Annotated in this window: 20 protein-coding genes; 13 read left to right on the top strand and 7 right to left on the bottom strand. The window is 70.1% G+C overall.

The features are described from left to right. Positions 1-12: 12 nt before the first annotated feature. Both EGT29_RS25335 and EGT29_RS25330 read right to left on the bottom strand, forming a co-directional pair. The gene (locus tag EGT29_RS25335; RefSeq protein ID WP_161567971.1) at positions 13-984 is read right to left on the bottom strand and encodes a tripartite tricarboxylate transporter substrate binding protein; all 972 of its coding nucleotides are present in this window, start codon (positions 982-984) and stop codon (positions 13-15) included. A gap of 115 nt (positions 985-1,099) precedes the next feature. After that, on the bottom strand, positions 1,100-2,014 hold the full coding sequence (locus EGT29_RS25330) for a LysR family transcriptional regulator (protein WP_124691590.1): 915 nt from the start codon (positions 2,012-2,014) through the stop codon (positions 1,100-1,102). A gap of 154 nt (positions 2,015-2,168) precedes the next feature. On the opposite strand from EGT29_RS25330, the gene EGT29_RS25325 reads away from it, so the two are divergent. Both EGT29_RS25325 and EGT29_RS25320 read left to right on the top strand, forming a co-directional pair. Continuing rightward, on the top strand, positions 2,169-3,158 hold the full coding sequence (locus tag EGT29_RS25325) for a tripartite tricarboxylate transporter substrate binding protein (protein WP_124691589.1): 990 nt from the start codon (positions 2,169-2,171) through the stop codon (positions 3,156-3,158). Positions 3,159-3,169: 11 nt separating this feature from the next. Continuing rightward, a complete protein-coding gene (locus tag EGT29_RS25320) occupies positions 3,170-4,060 on the top strand; it encodes an amidohydrolase (protein ID WP_124691588.1) in 891 nt (296 codons plus the stop codon). Between the two features lie 7 nt (positions 4,061-4,067). Here the strand turns inward: EGT29_RS25320 and metK are convergent, their stop codons facing one another. Further along, complete coding sequence (metK, locus tag EGT29_RS25315; protein ID WP_124691587.1) at positions 4,068-5,228, bottom strand: methionine adenosyltransferase; 1,161 nt, start codon at positions 5,226-5,228, stop codon at positions 4,068-4,070. Between the two features lie 266 nt (positions 5,229-5,494). On the opposite strand from metK, the gene EGT29_RS25310 reads away from it, so the two are divergent. After that, positions 5,495-6,340: a lysophospholipid acyltransferase family protein gene (locus tag EGT29_RS25310; RefSeq protein WP_124691586.1), complete on the top strand. Its 846-nt coding sequence runs from the start codon at positions 5,495-5,497 to the stop codon at positions 6,338-6,340. Between the two features lie 8 nt (positions 6,341-6,348). On the opposite strand, the gene EGT29_RS25305 is transcribed toward EGT29_RS25310, so the two are convergent. Genes EGT29_RS25305 through EGT29_RS25295 form a run of 3 tightly spaced genes read right to left on the bottom strand, consistent with a single transcriptional unit; the run spans position 6,349 to position 8,493 of the window. Beyond that, entirely contained in the window at positions 6,349-6,750 is a 402-nt protein-coding gene (locus tag EGT29_RS25305) for a cupin domain-containing protein (protein WP_124691585.1), read from the bottom strand. Beyond that, the gene (locus EGT29_RS25300; protein ID WP_202865568.1) at positions 6,734-7,615 is read right to left on the bottom strand and encodes a carbon-nitrogen hydrolase family protein; all 882 of its coding nucleotides are present in this window, start codon (positions 7,613-7,615) and stop codon (positions 6,734-6,736) included. Before EGT29_RS25300 ends, EGT29_RS25305 begins: the two co-directional genes overlap by 17 nt. Next, positions 7,612-8,493, bottom strand: a complete 882-nt coding sequence (locus EGT29_RS25295) for a 3-keto-5-aminohexanoate cleavage protein (RefSeq protein ID WP_124691584.1) — start codon at positions 8,491-8,493, stop codon at positions 7,612-7,614. Before EGT29_RS25295 ends, EGT29_RS25300 begins: the two co-directional genes overlap by 4 nt. Positions 8,494-8,600: 107 nt before the next feature. On the opposite strand from EGT29_RS25295, the gene EGT29_RS25290 reads away from it, so the two are divergent. From EGT29_RS25290 to EGT29_RS25260, 7 genes are all read left to right on the top strand, one after another. Continuing rightward, a complete protein-coding gene (locus EGT29_RS25290; protein WP_124691583.1) occupies positions 8,601-9,317 on the top strand; it encodes a TetR/AcrR family transcriptional regulator in 717 nt (238 codons plus the stop codon). Between the two features lie 209 nt (positions 9,318-9,526). Beyond that, complete coding sequence (locus EGT29_RS25285) at positions 9,527-10,492, top strand: tripartite tricarboxylate transporter substrate binding protein (protein WP_238160198.1); 966 nt, start codon at positions 9,527-9,529, stop codon at positions 10,490-10,492. Between the two features lie 4 nt (positions 10,493-10,496). Next, positions 10,497-11,846 (top strand): CapA family protein, encoded by a 1,350-nt coding sequence (locus tag EGT29_RS25280; protein WP_124691581.1) that lies wholly within the window; start codon positions 10,497-10,499, stop codon positions 11,844-11,846. Next, the gene (locus EGT29_RS25275; protein WP_124691580.1) at positions 11,846-12,640 is read left to right on the top strand and encodes an aspartate/glutamate racemase family protein; all 795 of its coding nucleotides are present in this window, start codon (positions 11,846-11,848) and stop codon (positions 12,638-12,640) included. Before EGT29_RS25280 ends, EGT29_RS25275 begins: the two co-directional genes overlap by 1 nt. A gap of 28 nt (positions 12,641-12,668) precedes the next feature. After that, entirely contained in the window at positions 12,669-13,520 is an 852-nt protein-coding gene (locus EGT29_RS25270) for a sugar phosphate isomerase/epimerase (protein ID WP_124691579.1), read from the top strand. Beyond that, positions 13,502-13,804: a putative quinol monooxygenase gene (locus EGT29_RS25265; RefSeq protein WP_161567970.1), complete on the top strand. Its 303-nt coding sequence runs from the start codon at positions 13,502-13,504 to the stop codon at positions 13,802-13,804. Before EGT29_RS25270 ends, EGT29_RS25265 begins: the two co-directional genes overlap by 19 nt. A 36-nt stretch (positions 13,805-13,840) precedes the next feature. Beyond that, entirely contained in the window at positions 13,841-14,812 is a 972-nt protein-coding gene (locus EGT29_RS25260; RefSeq protein ID WP_124691577.1) for a tripartite tricarboxylate transporter substrate binding protein, read from the top strand. A 13-nt stretch (positions 14,813-14,825) separates the two neighbouring features. Here the strand turns inward: EGT29_RS25260 and EGT29_RS25255 are convergent, their stop codons facing one another. After that, a complete protein-coding gene (locus EGT29_RS25255) occupies positions 14,826-16,472 on the bottom strand; it encodes a DEAD/DEAH box helicase (protein WP_124691576.1) in 1,647 nt (548 codons plus the stop codon). 88 nt (positions 16,473-16,560) lie between these two features. Here EGT29_RS25255 and dapF point away from each other — a divergent pair, with 88 nt between their 5' ends. From dapF to xerC, 3 genes are all read left to right on the top strand, one after another. Next, on the top strand, positions 16,561-17,436 hold the full coding sequence (dapF, locus tag EGT29_RS25250; RefSeq protein WP_124691575.1) for a diaminopimelate epimerase: 876 nt from the start codon (positions 16,561-16,563) through the stop codon (positions 17,434-17,436). 74 nt (positions 17,437-17,510) lie between these two features. After that, a complete protein-coding gene (locus tag EGT29_RS25245; RefSeq protein ID WP_238160197.1) occupies positions 17,511-18,179 on the top strand; it encodes a DUF484 family protein in 669 nt (222 codons plus the stop codon). A 65-nt stretch (positions 18,180-18,244) separates the two neighbouring features. Then, complete coding sequence (gene xerC, locus EGT29_RS25240) at positions 18,245-19,207, top strand: tyrosine recombinase XerC (RefSeq protein ID WP_124692507.1); 963 nt, start codon at positions 18,245-18,247, stop codon at positions 19,205-19,207.

Genomic DNA, 19,207 nt, shown 5'->3' with positions numbered 1-19,207 from the left:
GAAAAACTCCTGCTAGTTCTGCTGCATGGGGATGCCCGCCTTGCGGATGACGTCGGCCCACTTGGCGATGTCGCGCTTGAACACGTCGGCGAGTTCCCCGCGCGTGCTGCCCTGGGCCTGCGTGCCGAGTTCCTCCAGGCGCTGGCGGATGGCGGGCTCGCGCAGCACTTCGTTCAACGCGGCGTTCAGGCGGTCCAGCCTGCGGGGCGGCGTGCCGGCCGGCGCGAACAGGGCGTTCCAGCCCGCGACTTCATAGCCGGGCACGCCGCTCTCGGCCACGGTGGGCACCTTGGGCAACCAGCTCGAGCGGTGGCTGCCGGTGGCCGCGATCGGCGTTGCCTGGCCCGACGTGATGGCGCCCCTGAGCGCGGCATACGACTCGAACATCACGTCGACGTCGCCGCGCAGCAAGGCGGTCAGCACTTCGGGCGTGCTCTTGAAAGGCACGATCATGGCGTCGACGCCGGCCATGGACTTGAACAGTTCAGCCGACAGGTTCTGCGTGCTGCCCGGGTTGATGGTGCCCAGCACCAACTGGCGTTTCTTGCCCTCGGCCAGCAGCGCGGGCAGGGATTGCAGCTTGCCCTTGGCGTTGGTCAGCAGCACCAGGTCGAAGTAGGCGACGGTGGAGATGGGCTCGAAATCGGCGACGGGATCGTAGGGCAGCTTGAAAAGCGTCTTGCTGATCGCCGTGCCGTTGGCGAATACCGCCAGCGTGTAGCCGTCGTGCGGCGCGCCCAGCACGGCGTTGGCGGCCACCACGCCGCCCGCGCCGGGCTTGTTCTCGACCACGACCTGCTGGCCCAGGCGTTCGGACAGGCGCTGCGTGACCAGGCGCAGCGAGATGTCGGCCAGCCCGCCGACGCCGAAGGGCACGACCACGCGGATGGGCTGCTCGGGGTAGCGGTCGTCCTGCGCGTGGAGCGGGGCGATGGCGGCGAACATCAGCGCGGCGGCAATGGGCCGCGCGGCGCGGTGGAACATGGCGGTCTCCTCGTGGCGCGGTCCGGGCCCGCGCCGGGAGCATGCGGGAGGACCGTCGATTCGCCGCCAGTCTAGGCAGTCGGGGTGGCGCGGACAAATGAATTGTTTGGCGGATTCATGCGCGCCGTTCATGGACCGCCGCCAGGCGGCCCCGGATCTCGGCCACGAGCAGGTCGCGCATGGCCTGCGCGGCCGGGGCAAGCACGGCGCCGTGGCGCGTCACCACCGCCAGATGTCGCGCCACCGCGGGGCCGGCCAGCGGACGCGTGACCACGCCGGGAGCCTTGGTGGCCGACAGCGCCGGCACCACGGTCAGTCCCAGTCCGTTGGCGACGAAGTCCAGCGCGATCGACGTGTGCTGGGCCTCGTAGGCCCAGCGGAACCGCAGGCGGCGATCGCCCAGCGCGTCGTCGATGGTGGCCGCGTTGCCGGCGGGCAGGCTGATGCGGATCAGGGGTTCGCCGCGCAGGCGTTCCCAATCCACTTCCCTGGCCCGCGCCAGGCGATGGCGGGGCGGGCAGGCCAACACGAACGGTTCTTCGGCGAACACGTCCATGTCCAGGCCGAACCGGTTCGAGCTGGCCAGCGACACGCCGAAGGCCGCGGTGCCGTTGTGCACGTGCTCGGCGATCTCGCCGATGGAGTCGTCCAGCACGCGCACCGAGATGTCCGGATGCCGCGTCGCGAAGCGCAGCAGCGCCGGCGACAACTGGGTGATCGCCAGGGTCGGCAGGCAGCCGAACACCAGCCAGCGCGGCGCGGTGCCGGCGTGCTGGCGCACCGTGTCGTAGGACAGTTCCAGTTCCTGCATGGCCTTGCGCACGCGCGGCAGCAAGGCGCGGCCGGCGTCGGTCAGTGTGATCGCGCGCGTGGTGCGGGTCAGCAGCTTCATGCCCAGGCTGTCCTCCAGCTTGCGCAGGCGGTGGCTGACCGCCGTCTGGGACAGATTCAGGTGGGTGGCGGCCGGCAGGAAGCCGCCTTGCTCGACGATGCAGAGAAAGGCCTGCATGCCGAGGAAATCGATTTGCATGGATGCCTCGTCGGGGGAGAAACGGCACAGCGACATCATCATCACGCGGGGGGCGGCATGCAAGGAATTCATGGAGAGGTGCAAAACAATCATTTGAAGCGGGCCCGGCGGGACCTCTAAGCTCAGCGTCCCGCAAACCAGGAGGCGAGACCCGATGCCGTGCCCATACCCTGTCCGTCGCGCGTGGCTGCATGCCGCCGCCTGCCTTGCCGCGAGTGTGGCGCTGGCCGCTCCGGCGCAGGCTGCCCGCTATCCGTCCCGGCCGGTCACGCTGGTGGTGCCGTTCTCGGCCGGCGGATCGGTGGACGCCGTGGCGCGCATGCTGGCCGCGCAGCTCGGCCGGCGGCTCGACGCGCAGTTCGTGGTCGAGAACGTTCCCGGCGCCGGCGGCGTGATCTCCACCCAGCGCGTCGCGCGCGCGGCGCCCGACGGCTACACGCTGCTGTTCACGACGCCCAACCACACCATCAATCCGGCGATCACGCCGCGCCTGTCCTTCGATACGGAAAAGGACTTCGCGCCCATCGGACTCGTCGCGCAGATTCCCGAGCTGCTGGTGGCCAGCGGCAACCAGCCCTTCGACGATTTCAAGGGCTTCGTCGATTTCGCCCGCAAGAACCCGGGCAAGCTGACCTACGGATCGGCGGGCAACGGCACGCTGCCCCACGTCACGACGGAACTCCTGCTGGAGCGGCTCGGCATCCAGGTCGTGCACGTGCCGTACAAAGGTGCGGCGCCGGCGCTCAACGACCTGCTGGGCGGCCAGATCGCGGTCAAGATGGACACGGTCACCACCTCGCAGCCGCATTTCGCCGGCGGCAGGATCAAGCCGCTGGCCATCGCCAGCGCGAAGCGCTCGGCGTTGCTGCCCGACGTGCCGACCATTGCCGAGTCCGGCGTGCCGGGCTACGAAGGCCTCCTGTGGCTGGGCGTGCTGGCGCCGGCGGGTACGCCGCGCGAGGTGATCGACGTGCTGAACCGGACGATGGCGGATATCGGCAAGGACCCCGTCTGGAACAGCCAGTTGCAGGCGGCGGGCGTGGAGCCCAGGACCAGCACGCCCGAAGATTTCGCCGCGATGATCTCGGCCGAGATCCGGCAATGGAAGGACGTGGTGCGGCGTGCCCGCATCACCGCGAACTGATGGAGAACCCCATGTCCGGCCAGAACGCGCTTCCGCTGACGCCGCCGCCCGATCCGCATCCGCGCAAGCCCCGGCTGGCCGCGCCGGCGGGCGCCATCGATTGCCACGTGCACCTGTTCGGACCCGCCAGCCGCTATCCGTTCCACCCGGGCAGCAAGTACCGCTCGGCGGACGCGCTGCCCGAGACCAACATCGCCTTGCAGGACACCTTGGGATTGTCCGGCGCGGTGGTGGTCAGCGGCGCCGGCTACGGCCAGAATCCGGACCACCTGGCCGAGGTGCTGCGGCGTTTCCCGGATCGTTTTCGCGGCGTGGCGCTGCTGCCCGACGACGTGGACCGCGCCCGCGTGGCCGAGCTCGACGCGCTGGGCGTGCGCGGCGCCCGCTTCGTCAGCCATGGCCACCGCGGCGCCTTGCCCCGGTTGTCGTCGCCGCGCATTCCCGAACTGATCGCGGAGTTCGGCTGGCACGTACAGTTCTATCCCCACGGCACCGATCTGGTCGAGCATGCCGATGCGTTGCTGCGCCTGCCCAACCGCATCGTGCTGGATCACTTCGCCTGCATCCCCGCCGCGGGCGGAGTGGACCAGCCGGCCTTCCGGCGGCTGCTGGAGCTGCTGGATACCGGGCGCGTGTGGGTGAAAATTTCGGGTCCGATGCGCAGCACGGCGCAGGACTACCCCTATTCCGAGGTCACTCCCCTGGCACGCGCCCTGGTGCGTCATGCGCCCGAACGCCTGCTGTGGGGCAGCGACTGGCCGCACACGAACATGCAGGGCAGGGGCATGCCCAACGACGGCGACCTGTTCGACCTGCTGGCCGAGTGGGTGGAGGACCGTTCGGTGCTCGAACGGATCCTGGTCCGCAACCCGCGCGAAGTCTACGGCGAGTTCAGCGGGTAGCGGGGAGTTAACGCGCCGACCGCAGCGCCGCCGCCTTGTCGGTGGCTTCCCAGCTGAACTCCGGCTCCGAGCGGCCGAAGTGGCCGTAGGCGGCCGACTTCTGGTAGATCGGGCGCAGCAGGTCCAGCATGTTGACGATGCCCTTCGGACGCAGGTCGAAGTGCTCGCGTACCAGCTTGGCGATCTGGTCGTCGGGGATGACGCCGGTACCGTAGGTGTCGACCGTGATGTTGATGGGCTCGGCCACACCGATGGCGTAGCTGACCTGGATCTGCGCGCGCGTGGCCAGGCCCGCGGCGACGATGTTCTTGGCCACGTAGCGGGCGGCATAGGCGGCCGAGCGGTCGACCTTGGACGGATCCTTGCCCGAGAACGCGCCGCCGCCGTGCGGGCATGCGCCGCCGTAGGTGTCGACGATGATCTTGCGGCCGGTCAGGCCGCAGTCGCCCTGCGGGCCGCCGATGACGAAGCGGCCGGTCGGGTTGACCAGGTAGCGGGTTTTGTCGGTGATCAGGCCGTCGGTGAAGGTCTTCTTGATGATCTCTTCGATGACGGCTTCGCGGATGGTGTCCTGGCTGACGTCGGGCGAGTGCTGGGTGGACAGCACCACGGTGTCGACCTCGACCGGCTTGCCGTCGACGTAGCGGAAGGTGACCTGGGACTTGGCGTCCGGGCGCAGCCACGGCAGGCGGCCGTCCTTGCGCAGCTCGCTCTGGCGCTGGACCAGGCGGTGCGCGTACCAGATCGGCGCGGGCATCAGGTCGGGCGTTTCGGTGCAGGCGTAGCCGAACATCAGGCCCTGGTCGCCGGCGCCCTGGTTCAGGTAGTCGTCCGAGGCGCGGTCCACGCCCTGGGCGATGTCGGGCGACTGCTTGTCGTAGGCGACCAGCACCGCGCAGCCCTTGTAGTCGATGCCGTAGTCGGTGTTGTCGTAGCCGATGCGCTTGATGGTGTCGCGCGCGACCTGGATGTAGTCGACGTTGGCGCGCGTGGTGATCTCGCCCGCCAGCACGACCAGGCCGGTGTTGCACAGCGTTTCCGCGGCCACGCGCGAGGTCGGGTCCTGCGCGAGGATGGCGTCCAGGATGGCATCCGAGACCTGGTCGGCGACTTTGTCGGGGTGTCCTTCGGAGACGGATTCCGAAGTGAAGAGGTAGGAATTGGCCACTCGATAGTCCTTTGAAAGCTGACCGGCGCGCACGCCGGCTATCGGTTCCGCGGCGTGTTGCACGTTGCTGGGTCTTGGACCTGTGGCGAGCAGCGACGCTTTAGCGGCATTTATGCGCGCACCGGACGGACCGGCGCCGCGATCGCCCCGCAAGTTGTCTGTTAACTCGGCGATCTTTTCCATTTTAGGGGAAAATCCGGATGGAGCCCACCCCCCCTGCCGGCATGGTGGCCGCGGGGCTTGTTCTTCGAGGTTCGGATCGTTCGATGCTGCTGACTTTCTATCGTTTGCTCGCGCGGCTGCCGCTGGGCTGGCTGCACCGCCTGGGGCGCTGCCTGGGATTGCTGGTGTATCGCAGTTCCGCCGACTATGCCGCGCGCCTGCGCGCCAACGCCGCCCTGGGCGGCTATCGGGGCGAGGACTTCGCGCGCCGTTCGGCCGCCGCCGCCGGCGAGGGCGCGCTGGAGATCCCGCGCGTCTGGTTCAGGCCCGACCGGGCGCTGGCCGAGTGCCGCACCGATGACTGGGATGCCGTGCAGGGCGCGCTGGACGAGGGCAAGGGCATCCTGTTCCTGACGCCGCACCTGGGCTGCTTCGAAGTCGCGGCGCGCTACTACGCCCACCGGGGCGGCCCCATCACGGTGCTGTACCGGCCGCCGCGCAAGGCCTGGGTATCGCAACTGGTCGAGGGCGGCCGGCGCGGGCCCAACCTGGATACCGCACCCGCCAATCTGCAGGGCGTGCGCCAGCTGGTGCGGGCCCTGCGCCGCGGCGAGGCGATCGGCATCCTGCCGGACCAGGTCCCCGGCAACGGCGAAGGTGTGTGGGCGCCGTTCTTCGGCAAGCCCGCGTTCAGCATGGTGCTGCCCGGCCGGCTGGCGGCGCAGACCGGCGCCGCCGTGGTGCTGGCGGCGGGCGAACGCCTGCCCGGCGGGCAGGGCTGGAAGGTCCATTTCGTGCGGCTGCCCGGCCCGGTGCCCGAGACGGCGGAGGACCAGGCCGCCTGGGTCAACGCCGGCATGGAGGCCATGATCCGCCGTTGTCCCGAGCAGTACCTGTGGGGCTACAACCGCTACAAGGCGCCACGCGGCGAGACCCCGCCCGCGGCATGACGCGCGCTTCAGTCGGTGAAGAACTTCGCTCCGCCGAAGAAGCGGTTGGGCTTCATGAAGACCGACAGGAAGGTCGCGCCTTCCGGGGCGCGGGCGATGTGGATGTTGCCGCCCGGCCGCCAGACGAATCCCCCCGGTCCTACTTCGCCCTCGTCGTCCACCAGGCGTCCGGACAGGATGTAGGTCTGCTCCAGCGCCGTGTGTTCGTGCAGGGGCACGACCGAGCCGGGCGCCATCCGGAACAGGATGGTCGACATGCCGCTGTCGGCATCGGCGTAAAGGATTTTCATGTCGATGCCGGGAAAGTCGGTCGGATGCCAGGCCATGGCGGCTGCGTCGACGTAGCGCGAGCGAAGGTTCGAAGGCTGGCTCGGCCGGGCGGGCGAGCGCTGTTCATGCGGTTGTGTCATGAGGCATTCCGTCGGAAGGGACAAAGGGTGAAGGGCCGGCCAGCCGCAGGCTGAACGCGCGTTCGTGGGACAGGCCGGGCAGTTCCGCGCGGACCCGGGCCACGGCGGCCAGGTCCAGCGGAACGACCAGGCAGCCGGGTTCGTCGTCCAGTTCGCCCAGCGTGTCGCCCCAGGGTCCCAGCGCCAGGCTGTGGCCGTAGCTGGCCCGGCCGCCGGGGCTGTCGCCGCAGGTGGCGGGGGCCAGCACGAAGGCACCGTTCTCGATCGCGCGGGCGCGCAGCAGCGCATGCCAGTGGGCGGCGCCGGTGGCGCGGGCGAAGGCGGCGGGGACCACGAGGATCTGCGCGCCGGCCAGCGCCAGCGCCCGGTACAGGCCGGGAAAGCGCAGGTCGTAGCAGATGGAAAGTCCCACGCGCCCCCAGGGGGTATCGACCGCGACGGCCTCGTCGCCCGCGGTATAGGCGGACGATTCGCGTATCGTCCGGCCATCGGGCAGCGTGGCGTCGAACAGGTGAAGCTTGTCGTAGCGGGCGGCCAGGCGGCCTTCGGCGTCGAACAGCAGGCTGCGGTTGAACATGCGCTGCGGGCCGTCGGGCACCACCATCGAGCCCAGCAGCACCCACATGCCCAGGTCCCGCGCCAGGCTGCGCACGGCGGCCTCGACGTCGTCGGCGCGGTCGGCCGCGGCCCGCATGGCCTGCCGGCTGCTGTGCAGCATGGCGGCGTACTCGGGCAGCAGCAGCCACTGCGCGCCCTTGCGGCGCGCCTGCAGGGCCATGGCCGCCAGCTCGTCCAGGTTGCGGTCCAGGTCCGGGCCCGGCCGCACCTGCGCCAGCGCGACGCGCAGCGGGTCTTCCGTGGTCATCGCGGCCGCAGTCCGATCATGCGCCGAGCCTGGTCGGGCGTGGCGGGTTCCATGTCGAGCGCATGCAGGATCTCCACCGCGCGGCCGACCAGTTCCGCGTTGCTGCGGGCCTGCACGCCCTGTTTCAGGTACAGGTTGTCCTCCAGCCCCACGCGCACGTGGCCGCCCAGCAGCGCGGCCTGCGCCAGCATGCAGAACTCCTGGCGGCCGATGCCGAATGCCGCCCAGCGGGAGCCCGTCGGCAGCTGGCCGCGCAGGTGCATCATGGTCTCGCTGTTGGCGGGCGCGCCCCACGGCACGCCCAGCACCAACTGCCACAAGGGCTCGGGTTCGATCACGCCGCGGTCGATCAGGTGCCGCGCCAGCGCGATGTGGCCGGTGTCGAAGATTTCCAGTTCGGTCTTGGAGCCGGCCTTCCGGATCACGGCGGCGATGGCCTCGATGTGGTCCGGCACGTTGATGAGCGCCCCCTTGCCGAAGTTGAGCGATCCCATGTCCAGCGTGCAGATCTCCGGCCGCAGTTCCAGGATGTGGGCGCAGCGCTCGGCCGGCGGGCGCAGGTTGGAGCCCGCCGCCGCGGTGTTCGGCGCGGACGCATCGGGCAGGAAGCGCGCGCCGGCGCCGGTGGTCAGGTTCAGGATGACGGGCGAGCCGCTGTCGCGCACGCGTTCCACCACTTCCCGGTACAGCGCGGGGTCCAGCGACGGCTTGCCGGTGGCCGGGTCGCGCACGTGGATATGGGCGATGGCCGCGCCCGCGCGGCAGGCCTCGATGGCCGATTCCGCGATCTGCCGCGGCGTGACCGGAACGGCCGGGAATCGCCCGGCCGTGTCGTCCCCGCCCGTGATGGCGCAGGTCAGGATGGGGGTGGGCACCATCTCCTCCTTAAATACATACGTTTGTTTAAATTATAGGCGAGGCAAAATAAGGCGGTCAACGCTTCCGACGTACAATCGGGACTCGTTCCCGCTACGGCCTTCCATCCATGACCCGTAAATCCGCTTCCGCCGTGTCAGCCCCGCCCGCCACGCGAGTCCGGCCCCGTGGCTCGCAGAACGCGGCGGGAGAGGAAACGCGCACCACCATCCTCGACGTGGCCGAGCGCATCTGCGCGGCGGAAGGGTTCGAAGCCTTGTCGGTGCGTGCCATCAGCGATGCGGCCGGCGTCAACCTGGCCGCCATCACCTACCACTTCGGCGGCAAGTCCCAGTTGTTCGAGGAAATGTTCCGGCGCCGCGTCGTGCCGCTGAACGATGAACGGCTGGCGCTGCTGGATGCGGCGCTGGCCAGCGGCGCCCCCACGCTGGAAGCGGTGGTGCGGGCCTTCGTCGAGCCGCCCATGAAGCTGACCGCGGCGATCAACGCCCGCAGCAACAACTCGGCGCTGGTGGTCATGCAGTTCCTGTCGCGCGCCTTCGCCATGCCGGGCGAGAACGAATTCCTGCAGACCTACTACGAGCCCGTGCGCAGCCGTTTCATCCTGGCGCTCAAGCACTTCCTGCCCAAGCTGCCGCTGGAGGAAGTGATCTGGCGCTACAACCTGATGGTGGGCGGCATCATCTACGCCATGGGCGGCTGGGAGCGCATGGAGCGCCCGCCCGCGGCCTTCGCGTCCGCGCCGTTGCCGCACGTCCACCACCGGCCCGACGACATGGTCGACCGCATGGTGCGCTTCTTCCTGGCCGGCCTGCTGGCCGACTAGCTTTCCGGCGCGGTCCCGCGCCGCAGCTTCCCTTTTCGCGTTTTCCGTACGCCTCCCTGCGCACGCCGCCCGGTGGCGCGTTCGTCGTGCCGGGCGCATGCTTTTCGATCCGTCCATGCCAGGGTTAACCCCGGTGGCGAGGGGTCGATGACGGCCTATAATCGGCATTAATAATTCAAACGTTGGTTTAATAAATGCCGGAGACAAGCATGGCTCGACACTTTTTGGCGGCTTTGGCCGCCTTGGCGCTGGCGGGATCCGCGCACGCGGCCGCCGGATCCTGGCCGACACATCCGGTCACCATCGTCGTGCCCTATGCGCCGGGAGGCGCGACCGACGCGGTCGCGCGGCTGGTGGGGCAGCGCATGGCGGAAAAACTCGGGCAGCCGTTCATCGTCGAGAACAAGCCCGGCGGCAGTTCCAACATCGGGATGCAGGCCGTGGCGCGCGCGGCGGCCGATGGCTACACCCTGCTGTTGGTGGCCAACTCCATCGCCACCAACAACAGCCTGTTCGCCGACCTGCCGTTCGACGGTCAGCGCGACTTCGCGCCGGTGGGCATGATCGCCTCCGCGCCGCTGGTGGTGGCGGTGCCGGCGGGCTCGCCCTTCAAGACGCTGGGCGACCTGCTGGCCCGCGCCCGCGCCAAGCCGGGGGAACTGACCTACGCGTCGCCGGGCATAGGCAGCTCCGCCCACCTGGCGGGCGAGTCGCTGAAGCAGGCGGCGGGCATCGAGGTCCTGCACGTGCCCTACAAGGGCGCCGCGCCCGCGCTGGCGGACATGCTGGGCGGGCGCATCTCGTTCATGCCGCTGAACACGGTCGAATCCATGTCGCACATCAAGGGCGGCAAGTTGCGCGCGCTGGCGATCGCGCGCGCCAGCCGCATGGACCTGCTGCCCGACGTGCCGACTGCGGCCGAGGCGGGCGTGCCCGGTTACGAGGAATCGGTGTGGTACGGGCTGGCCGCGCCCGCGGCCACGCCGCCGGCGGTGCTGGACAGGCTGAACGCGGTGCTGCGCGAAGTCGTGGACGAGGCGGGGGTGAAACAGCGGCTGGTAGACCTGGGCGCGACGCCGTCGCCAGGGACGCGCCAGCAGTTCGCCGACTTCATCGCCCGCGAGCGCGTCCGCGTCGCCAAGGTCGTGAAGACCGCCAACATCCAGGCCGAGTGACGCCATGCCCTCCAACGAGCCGGCACGCGGGGCGCCGACGGTCACGATAGGCGCCGTGGGCGACCTCTACATCGGCAAGCCGCTGCGTGGCGAGACAGACCCGGGCTTCGCCGCGGCGGTCCGGGCCTTGCGCGAATGCGACGTACGCTTCGCCAATCTCGAAGTCCAGTTGCTGAGCCACCCGACGGTGGCCGCGGCCCAGGCGCCGGGCGCCTGGGCCGGCGCACCCGCGGCGCTGGCCGGGGACGTGGCCTGGCTGGGTGTCAACGTGGCGTCCACGGCCAACAACCATGCCGGCGACTATGGCGTCGACGGCCTGCGCCAGACCGAGGCCACGCTTCGTGACCTGGGCATTCCCCATGCCGGCACCGGCGCCGACCTAGAGCAGGCCCTGCGCCCCGCCGTGGTCGATACGCCGGGCGGCCGCGTGGCCGTGCTGGCCGTTTCCTCCAGCCATCTCGACCACGCGCGGGCAGGGCGGTCGCGAGACGACACGCCGGGCCGGCCGGGCGTCGCGCCGCTGCGCTTCGGCACGCGCTACCGCGTCGATGCCGAGGCCTATGCCGCGCTCGAACGCATCCTGGAACGACTGCCCGCGGGCCATCATCGCGAACATCCGCTGACGCGCGCCTATGACGACGAACGCGGACCGGCGCTGTCGCTGCTGGGCGCGCGCTTCGTGCGCGGCAAGGATTTCGGCGTGGAGTCCTGGGCCGCGCCCGATGACGCGGCCGACATCGAGGCGGCGGTGCGCGCGGCGCGCCGCGACGCCGACTGGGTGCTGCTGAGCATGCACACGCACGAGTACGACGCGCGGCCCGACATGCCGCCGGACTTCGCGGTGGAGATGGCCCGCCGCGCCATCGACGCCGGGGCCGATGCCGTCATCGGGCACGGCGCGCACGGCGTACGGGGCGTGGAGCTGCATCGCGGCCGGCCCATCTTCCATGGCATCGGCGCCTTCGTGTTCCAGCCCTATCTGTTTCCCACCCAGCCCGCGGACTTCTTCGATGCCTACGCGATGCGCGACCGGCCTCTGGCCGACGTCTACCAGGCGCGGCGCGACAACGCCGGTTTCTACCGCAGACGTTCGGCCTGGGAAGCCCTGTTCATCCGCCTGACCTGTGGCCGCGACGGTCCGCCCGCGTTCACGCTGCAGCCGCTGACCTTGTGGGCCGAGGGAGAAGGGCCCGACGGCCTGCCCAGGCTGGCGCGCAACGGCCAGGGCCTGAAGCTGCTCGAGAAGGTGCGGGACCTGAGCCGGGAACTGGGTACCGACCTGCGGCTGGACGCCGCGCAACATCTTTTGCATGGGCATGGCGCAGCCGTGCCCGCCCAACCAAGGAGGCTGTAATGCGTATCTGGTATCAGCTCGTCTCGTCCGAGACCGGCATGGCGAATTTCCTGCGTGCCACCCAGGCGCTGTGCGACGGCGCCGCGCTGCCGGGGACCAAGGTGGAAGTGCGCGGCACCCAGCAGGGCGCGCTGGGCGACCAGTTCCGCCTGTTCTGGAACTACGACGTGCGCGAGATCATCGACAACGCGCTGGCCATCCGCCAGCAGGGCGGCTACGACGCGTTCGTGCTGGCCAACTCGCTGGACCCCGCGCTGGTCGAATTGCGCGAGATCCTCGACATCCCCGTGGTGTCTTTCATGGAGGTCTGCTGCTTCCATGCCTGCACCATGGGCGAGCGCTTCGGCCTGGTCGTGCCCAACGAGAAGATGGTGCCGCGCTATCGCGAGATCCCCATCGGCTACGGGTTGCGCGACCGGCTGGCCTCGGTCGAGTACATCGAGTTCTCGAATATCCGCGGCTTCGATGCCGTGTTCACAGATACCCGCGCCGGCGACGATTGCGTGGAGCAGATCCTGGCCGCGTCCCGCAAGTCCATCGAGCGCGGTGCCGAAGTGGTGATCCCCGCCGGGCCGTCGTCCACGCTGCTGGCCCAGCGCGGCATCTTCGAGGTCGACGGCGTGCCGCTGCTGGACTGCTACCGGCTGCTGCTCAAGGCGACGGAAATGGTCGTGGCCATGAAGGAGATGACCGGCGTGCACGTCAGCCGCAAGCTGCTGTACCAGGCCCCGCCCGAGGAATACGTGCGCAAGGTGGCCGAGGTGCGCAACATCGACGCCCTGCGGTCGCGGTAATGGCGCGCCGCACCGGCGGGAGACGCGCATGATGCGGGAGCGTCTGGCCATCAACCAGATCACCACGCCCGCCTGGTCGCTGGAGGAGGCCATTGCCGGCTACGTGCGCCACGGCGTGCGCGGCGTGGGCGTGTGGCGCGACAAGCTGGCCGAATGCGGCGTGGCGCGGGCCCGCCGGCTGCTGCGGGACGCGGACGCCTGGGTGCCGTCGCTGTGCAAGGCGGGTGACCTGGCGCTGCTGCGCGCACGCGGGCCGGGCGCTGCGTTGGCCGATTGCCGGCAGGCCATCGACGAGGCGGCCGAAATCGGCGCGGGGGCCGTCGTGTTCGTCTGTGGAGGCGGCGCGGCGGCGGGCCTGGCGCGGGCGCGCGGGGAAGTGCGGGACCTGTTGTGCGAGGCCGCGCCGCTGGCGGCCCAGGCGGGCGTGACGCTGGGCATCGAACCCTTTCACCCCATGCACGCGGCCGAGCGGGGCTGCGTGAACACGCTGGCGCAGGCCCTGCGCCTGTGCCAGGAAGCCGGGCCGGGCTGCGGCGTCGTGCTCGACGTTTTTCACACCTGGTGGGATCCCGACCTGTACGACAGCCTCGCGCCGCGGCACCTGCCCTACATCGCCACCGTGCAGTTGTGCGACTGGCGCGTGCCCACCCGCCATCCGGTCAACGACCGCGCCATGATGGGAGACGGCGCGGCCGACCTGGCGGGGCTGCTGGCCTGCCTGGCGCGCAACGGCTACGCCGGTCCGTACGAAGTCGAGATCTTCTCCACCGATTGGTGGGCACGCGATCCGGACGAGGTGGTGCGCATCGCCATCGATCGCTGCCGGACCCTTCTTTCAAACCCATGCAACGGAAACACACCATGCAAGCCATATCGCTGATCGTCGAGTTCTCCATCAAGCCCGAACACCGCGAGGAATTCCTCGCGGTCATGCAGACGCACGCCGCCAACTCGCTCAAGGAAGAAGGCTGCCTGCAGTTCAAGATCGTCACGCCGTCGGCGCCGATGGACGACCGCGTCTTCCTGTTCGAGGAATGGAAGGACCAGGCCGCGCTGGACTGGCACCTGGCGCATTCCGCGCTCAACGACACGCGCAAGCGCTACGACACCTGGATCTTCAACCGCCACATCACCCACGGCCGCGTGGTCGCGCCCGCCGCCTAGGCCGGGCGCCGCCCTTTCGACAACGAGGAGACCCCCATGCATGCCTTGCTGCGCTTCATCGTGTTCACGTCGGCCGTCGCGCTTGCCGGACCGGCGCCGGCCCAGAACGGCTATCCCGCCAAACCCGTGCGCATCGTCGTCGGCGCCGCGCCTGGCGGACCCACCGACCTCGTCGCGCGGCTGCTGGGGGACAAGCTGTCGCAAAGCATGGGGGTGCCCTTCATCGTCGAGAACCGCGGCGGGGGCGGCGGCGTCATCGCCGCCGAGACCGTGGCGCGGGCGGATCCCGACGGCTATACGCTGCTGATGGGCACGGTCAGCACGCACGGCATCAATCCGACGCTGTACCGCAAGCTCGGCTACGACGCGGTCAAGGACTTCACGCCGATTTCCCTGGCCGTTACCTATCCGCTGGTACTGGCCATCAATCCCGCCACCGTCCCCGTTGCCAACATGACGGAGTTCCTGGCCTATGTCCGCCAGCATCCGGGCAAGGTGAACCGCGGCTCCGCCGGCAACGGCACCTCGATGCACATCGCGGGCGAGCTGTTCAACAGCCTGGCGGGCACCCGCATGACCCACGTTCCCTATCGCGGCAGCGCCCCGGCCGTGGCGGCCCTGCTGGCCGGCCAGGTCGGCGTGGACTTCGAGAGCATTCCCGTGGTCATGCCGCACGTGGAGTCGGGCAAGCTGCGAGCCCTGGCGGTTACCAGCGCCAAGCGCTTCGAGTCGCTGCCGGACGTTCCCACCGTGGCCGAGACGCTGCCGGGCTACGAGTTCGTCGGCTGGCTGGGGCTGGTCGCGCCGGCGGGAACGCCGCAACCCATCGTCGAGACGCTGTCGCGCAAGATCGCCCTGGCCCTGCGGGACAAGGAGGTCAAGGCCAGGCTGCTGGCCCAGGTCATGCAGCCGGTGGGCGATACGCCCGAGGAGTTCGGGCGCTTCATCCGCAGCGAGATCGCCAAGCTGGGCGCGGTGGTGCGAGAGTCGGGCGCGACGGTGGACTAGCCATCGACAGGCCTCAGGCCGTGCTTTCCAGTATCGCGGCCAGCCCGTGCTCCATCGCGTGCCGCGACACCACCAGTTCCAGCCGCAGCATGGCACGCGTGGCGCCCACGAAGAGCTTGCGCGCCGTCCGCTCGTCCAGGTGGTCGAAGTCGACCTCGGTGAACACGACGGCGGGCGCGGCCTGGCCCTTGAAGCGGTAGACCGATTCCATCAGCACTTCGCCTTCCGAGAATTCGGGCTTGCCGAACAGGTCGTAGCGCCCGGTGAAGGTGCGCATGGCATGCGGGCCGAGCTGGGTCTGGCCCAGCACGGCCGAGCTTTCGCGGCCCCGGAAGCTGACCACCGCGATGTCGGCGCGCTTGAAGCCGGCGGCCAGGCATTGCGAGATGGCCTTCTTGGTGTGCGCCAGCAGGTCCGCCTCATTGTCGTAGACCAGCACGCCCAGCCCGCCGGCGGCGATGGGGCCGCGCGGCTCGATGTGCTGGTCGTCGGGCAACAGGCGGTCCAGCAGCTTCACGATGCTGCGCGGGCTGCGGTAGTTGCTTTGCGCGCGCAGCGTGACCCAGTCCGGCAGGTGCACGGCCGGCTTGCCGTACAGGTTCTGCATCGGGTCTTCCAGCCAGACCATGCGCGCGTGCTCGCGCGCATGGCGCAGGATCTGGTCGCGCCATTCATCGGAGAAGTCCTGGCCTTCGTCGATGATGATGGTGTCGAAGCGCAGGTGGTCGGGCACGGCTTCGCGCGCGGCGCGCGACACCAGGCTGGTGAAGGCGTCGGGGCCCGAGAAGTCCACCGGCTGCCCGGCGGCGTGCAGCACCTTGTCGCACAGGGTGTGGAAGGTGCACGCCAGCCCGCCTTCGGGCGCGATGCCGTTGAAGTGGTCCGCCAGCGGCCGGTTGAAGCAGACGTACAACGGCCGGCGGCCGGCATCGATGGCGGCGCGGAACTCGGCGTGGGCGAGCTGGGTCTTGCCCGACCCGGCGGTGCCGATCACCCGCAGGCGGAACGGGTCGAACTCCAGCCGCCGCGCCCAGTGCGCCAGGCCGCCCGAGATGCGGGTGACCAGCGCCCGCGCCTGCCCCACCAGGGCGTTGGCGTCGGGTTCGAGCTGGATGATGTCGTCCAGGAAGCGGCGCACGGCTGGCGCGGCCTGGGTGGCGGGCGCCTGCGGCAGCGCCAGCTGGATGACCGCGCACAGGCGGTCGCGCTCGGCGGCGTCGACGATGCGCTCGGCCGACAGCCCGGCGGTCTCGGGATGGCGCACCGAGTAGTCCGGGCAATACAGCAGGTACTCGACGCGGATGGCGTCCAGGTGGGGGCGCCGGGCCAGCCGGCCGCGCAGCACCGCCAGCTGGCGCGCGATCTGTATCGGCACGTTGGTGCTGTGGCTGGGGTATTTCTTGCAGAGCCCGTCGGCGGTTTCCTCCAGGAACCCGCTGACCTGCTCGATCAGCAGCAGGTCGCCGGCGGCGTTGACGACGGCGAAGTCGATGTCGCCATAGACCGAGAAGCCATGTTCCACGTTGGTCCAGTGGACGGCATGGTAGACGGTGTAGGAATCGGGCAGGCCGCGTTCGAGCGTGGCCAGGGTTTCGATTTCCCGGCGGGCGGCGCCGGTGGCGTTGATTTCCCGCCAGCCGTCGGGGACGATACGAGCCATTGCAAGTTCCAGTAGACCGGCCAATCGCCAGAATACCAAGCTCCGACCCCGGCGGCGCGCGGTGCTTGGCGCGGACTATAATTCCGGCATGACCTGGCACTTCACCAAAATGCATGGCGCGGGCAATGATTTCGTCGTCTTGGACGGCGTGCGCCAAGATATCCGGCTCACCCCCGAGCGGGCGCGCAAGCTCGCCCATCGGCAGTTCGGGATCGGCGCCGACCAGATCCTGCTGGTCGAGCGGCCCACCCGCTCCGACGCCGACTTCCGCTACCGCATCTTCAACGCCGACGGCGGCGAGGTCGAGCATTGCGGCAACGGCGCCCGCTGCTTCGTGCGCTTCGTCCACGAGCAGGGCCTGACCGACCGCAATCCCGTGCGCGCCGAGATCTGCACCGGCATCATCGTGCTGAACGAACAGGACGACGGCGAGGTCAGCGTCGACATGGGGCGCACCAGCTTCGATCCGGCCGCCGTGCCGTTCGACCCGGCGGGCCTGACGCCCCGGCGCGAAGGCCAGGACGACGTCTGGCCGCTGGACGTGTCGGCGCCAGGCGAGGCCGAGCGCGTCGTCTGGGTGTCGGCCGTCGGCATTTCCAATCCGCACGCGGTGCAGGTGGTCGACGACGTCGACCTCGCGCCGGTGGCGTCGGTCGGCCCGCGGGTCGAGAGCCATCCGCGCTTTCCCCGCCGGGTCAATGCCGGCTTCATGCAGATCGTCGGTCGCCACGACATCCGGCTGCGCGTCTACGAGCGCGGCGCGGGCGAGACGCTGGCCTGCGGCACGGGCGCCTGCGCGGCGGTGGCCGCGGGCATCCGCCGCGGGTTGCTGGAGTCGCCGGTGCGCGTGCAGACGCGAGGCGGGGTGCTGACCATCTCCTGGGACGGCGAGCAACTGCTGATGACCGGCCCGGCCGTGACCGTGTTCGAAGGCACCGTCGACGTCGACCGCCTCCTGGGTTAGAGGGGGAGGGGAATCCACCTCCTACGCGCTTCGCGCGCCCTTGCCTTATATCAACAATGAATTCCGGAACGTACATGGACGCCAACGAAGTCGCGCAATACCTCAAGGACAACACCGATTTCTTCGAACGGCACGCCGAGCTGTTCTCCACCATGAAGGTGCCCCATCCCCACGAGGGCAAGGCCGTCTCGCTGGCCGAGCGCCAGGTGCTGGCGCTGCGCGAGCGCGTGCGCGGCATGGAACTGCGGGTGTCGGAGCTGGTGCGCGCCGCGGCCGAAAACGAACACATTTCCGACCGGCTGCTGCTGTGGAGCCGCGGCCTGCTCAAGGAACGCGACCCGCAGGCGCTGCCCGCCGCCGTGGCCGGCGGCCTGGGCGAGATCTTCAGCGTGCCCGACGTGGCGCTGCGCCTCTGGGCCGACACCGCCCCGGGCGATGCCGAGGCCCCCTGGCGCGGCGAAGTCTCGGCCGATGCCCGCACCTTCGCCAATGGGCTGATGTCGCCGTACTGCGGCCCGAATTCGGGCTTCGAGGCCGCCGCCTGGCTCGACCGCGAAGTGCGTTCGCTGGCCCTGATCCCGCTGCGCGTGGGCATCGCGCCCGAGGCCTTCGGGCTGCTGGTGCTGGCATCGCCCGACGCCGAGCGTTTCACGCCCTCGATGGGCACGACCTTTCTGACGCGTATCGGTGAACTGGCCAGCGCATCGCTGTCGCGCCTCCTGACCGAGGCGCCGCGCGCCTGACACGTACCGTGGCCGACGATCCCCATCCCGGTTCCGAGGCCACGGGGCCGGCGCTGGCCCGGCCCATGCTGGAATGGCTCGAACACCTGGGCTCGGGCCGCCGCTATTCCCCCCACACCCTGGCCGCCTACCGGCGGGACCTCGCCCATCTGGTCGAACTGGCGGATGACGTGCCGCTGGAACGCGTGTCGCAGGGGCACGTGCGCCGCTACCTGGGACAACTGCACGCGCAGGGCCTGAGCCCGCGCAGCCTGGCCCGGCTGCTGGCCAGCTGGCGCGGCTTCTACCAATGGTGGGCGCCGCGCGTGGGCATGCCCGGCAACCCGGCCGCGGGCGTGCGCGGCCCCAAGGCGCCGCGCGGCCTGCCCAAGGCCTTGTCGGTCGACCAGACGCAGGCCCTGCTCGACCACGCCCCGCCCGTCGCGGCCGAAGTCACCGGCCAGAGCGCCGAGCAGCGCCATGCCGTCGAAGTGCGCGACACCGCCATGTTCGAGCTGTTCTATTCCAGCGGCCTGCGCCTGTCCGAACTGGTGGGCCTGGACACGGCCTATGCGCGCGAACCCGGCTACGAATCGTCCAGCTGGCTGGACCTGGCCGAGGCCGAGGTCAGCGTGCTGGGCAAGGGCAGCAAGCGCCGCATCGTGCCGGTCGGCAGCCAGGCCTGCGAGGCGCTGCGCGCCTGGCTGGCGGCGCGCCCCACCCTGGTGGCGGGGGGCGGCGACGTCCATGCGCTGTTCGTCGGACTGCGCGGCCGCCGCATCTCGGCCCGCGTGGTCCAGGCGCAGCTGGCCAGGCGAGGCCAGGCCGCGGGCGTGCCCACCCACGTCCATCCGCACGTGCTGCGGCACAGCTTCGCCAGCCACGTGCTGCAATCGGCCGAGGACCTGCGCGCGGTGCAGGAAATGCTGGGCCACGCCAGCATCTCGACCACCCAGATCTACACCCGGCTGGATTTCCAGCACCTGGCCAAGGTGTACGACAAGGCGCATCCCCGGGCGGGCCGCAAGGAGCCCGGGAAGAAGGAATAG

The organism is Pigmentiphaga sp. H8 (assembly GCF_003854895.1).
Lineage (GTDB): Bacteria > Pseudomonadota > Gammaproteobacteria > Burkholderiales > Burkholderiaceae_B > Pigmentiphaga.
Note: the sequence above shows the minus strand (reverse complement) of the source record. Positions and strands in the feature narration are given on the sequence as shown.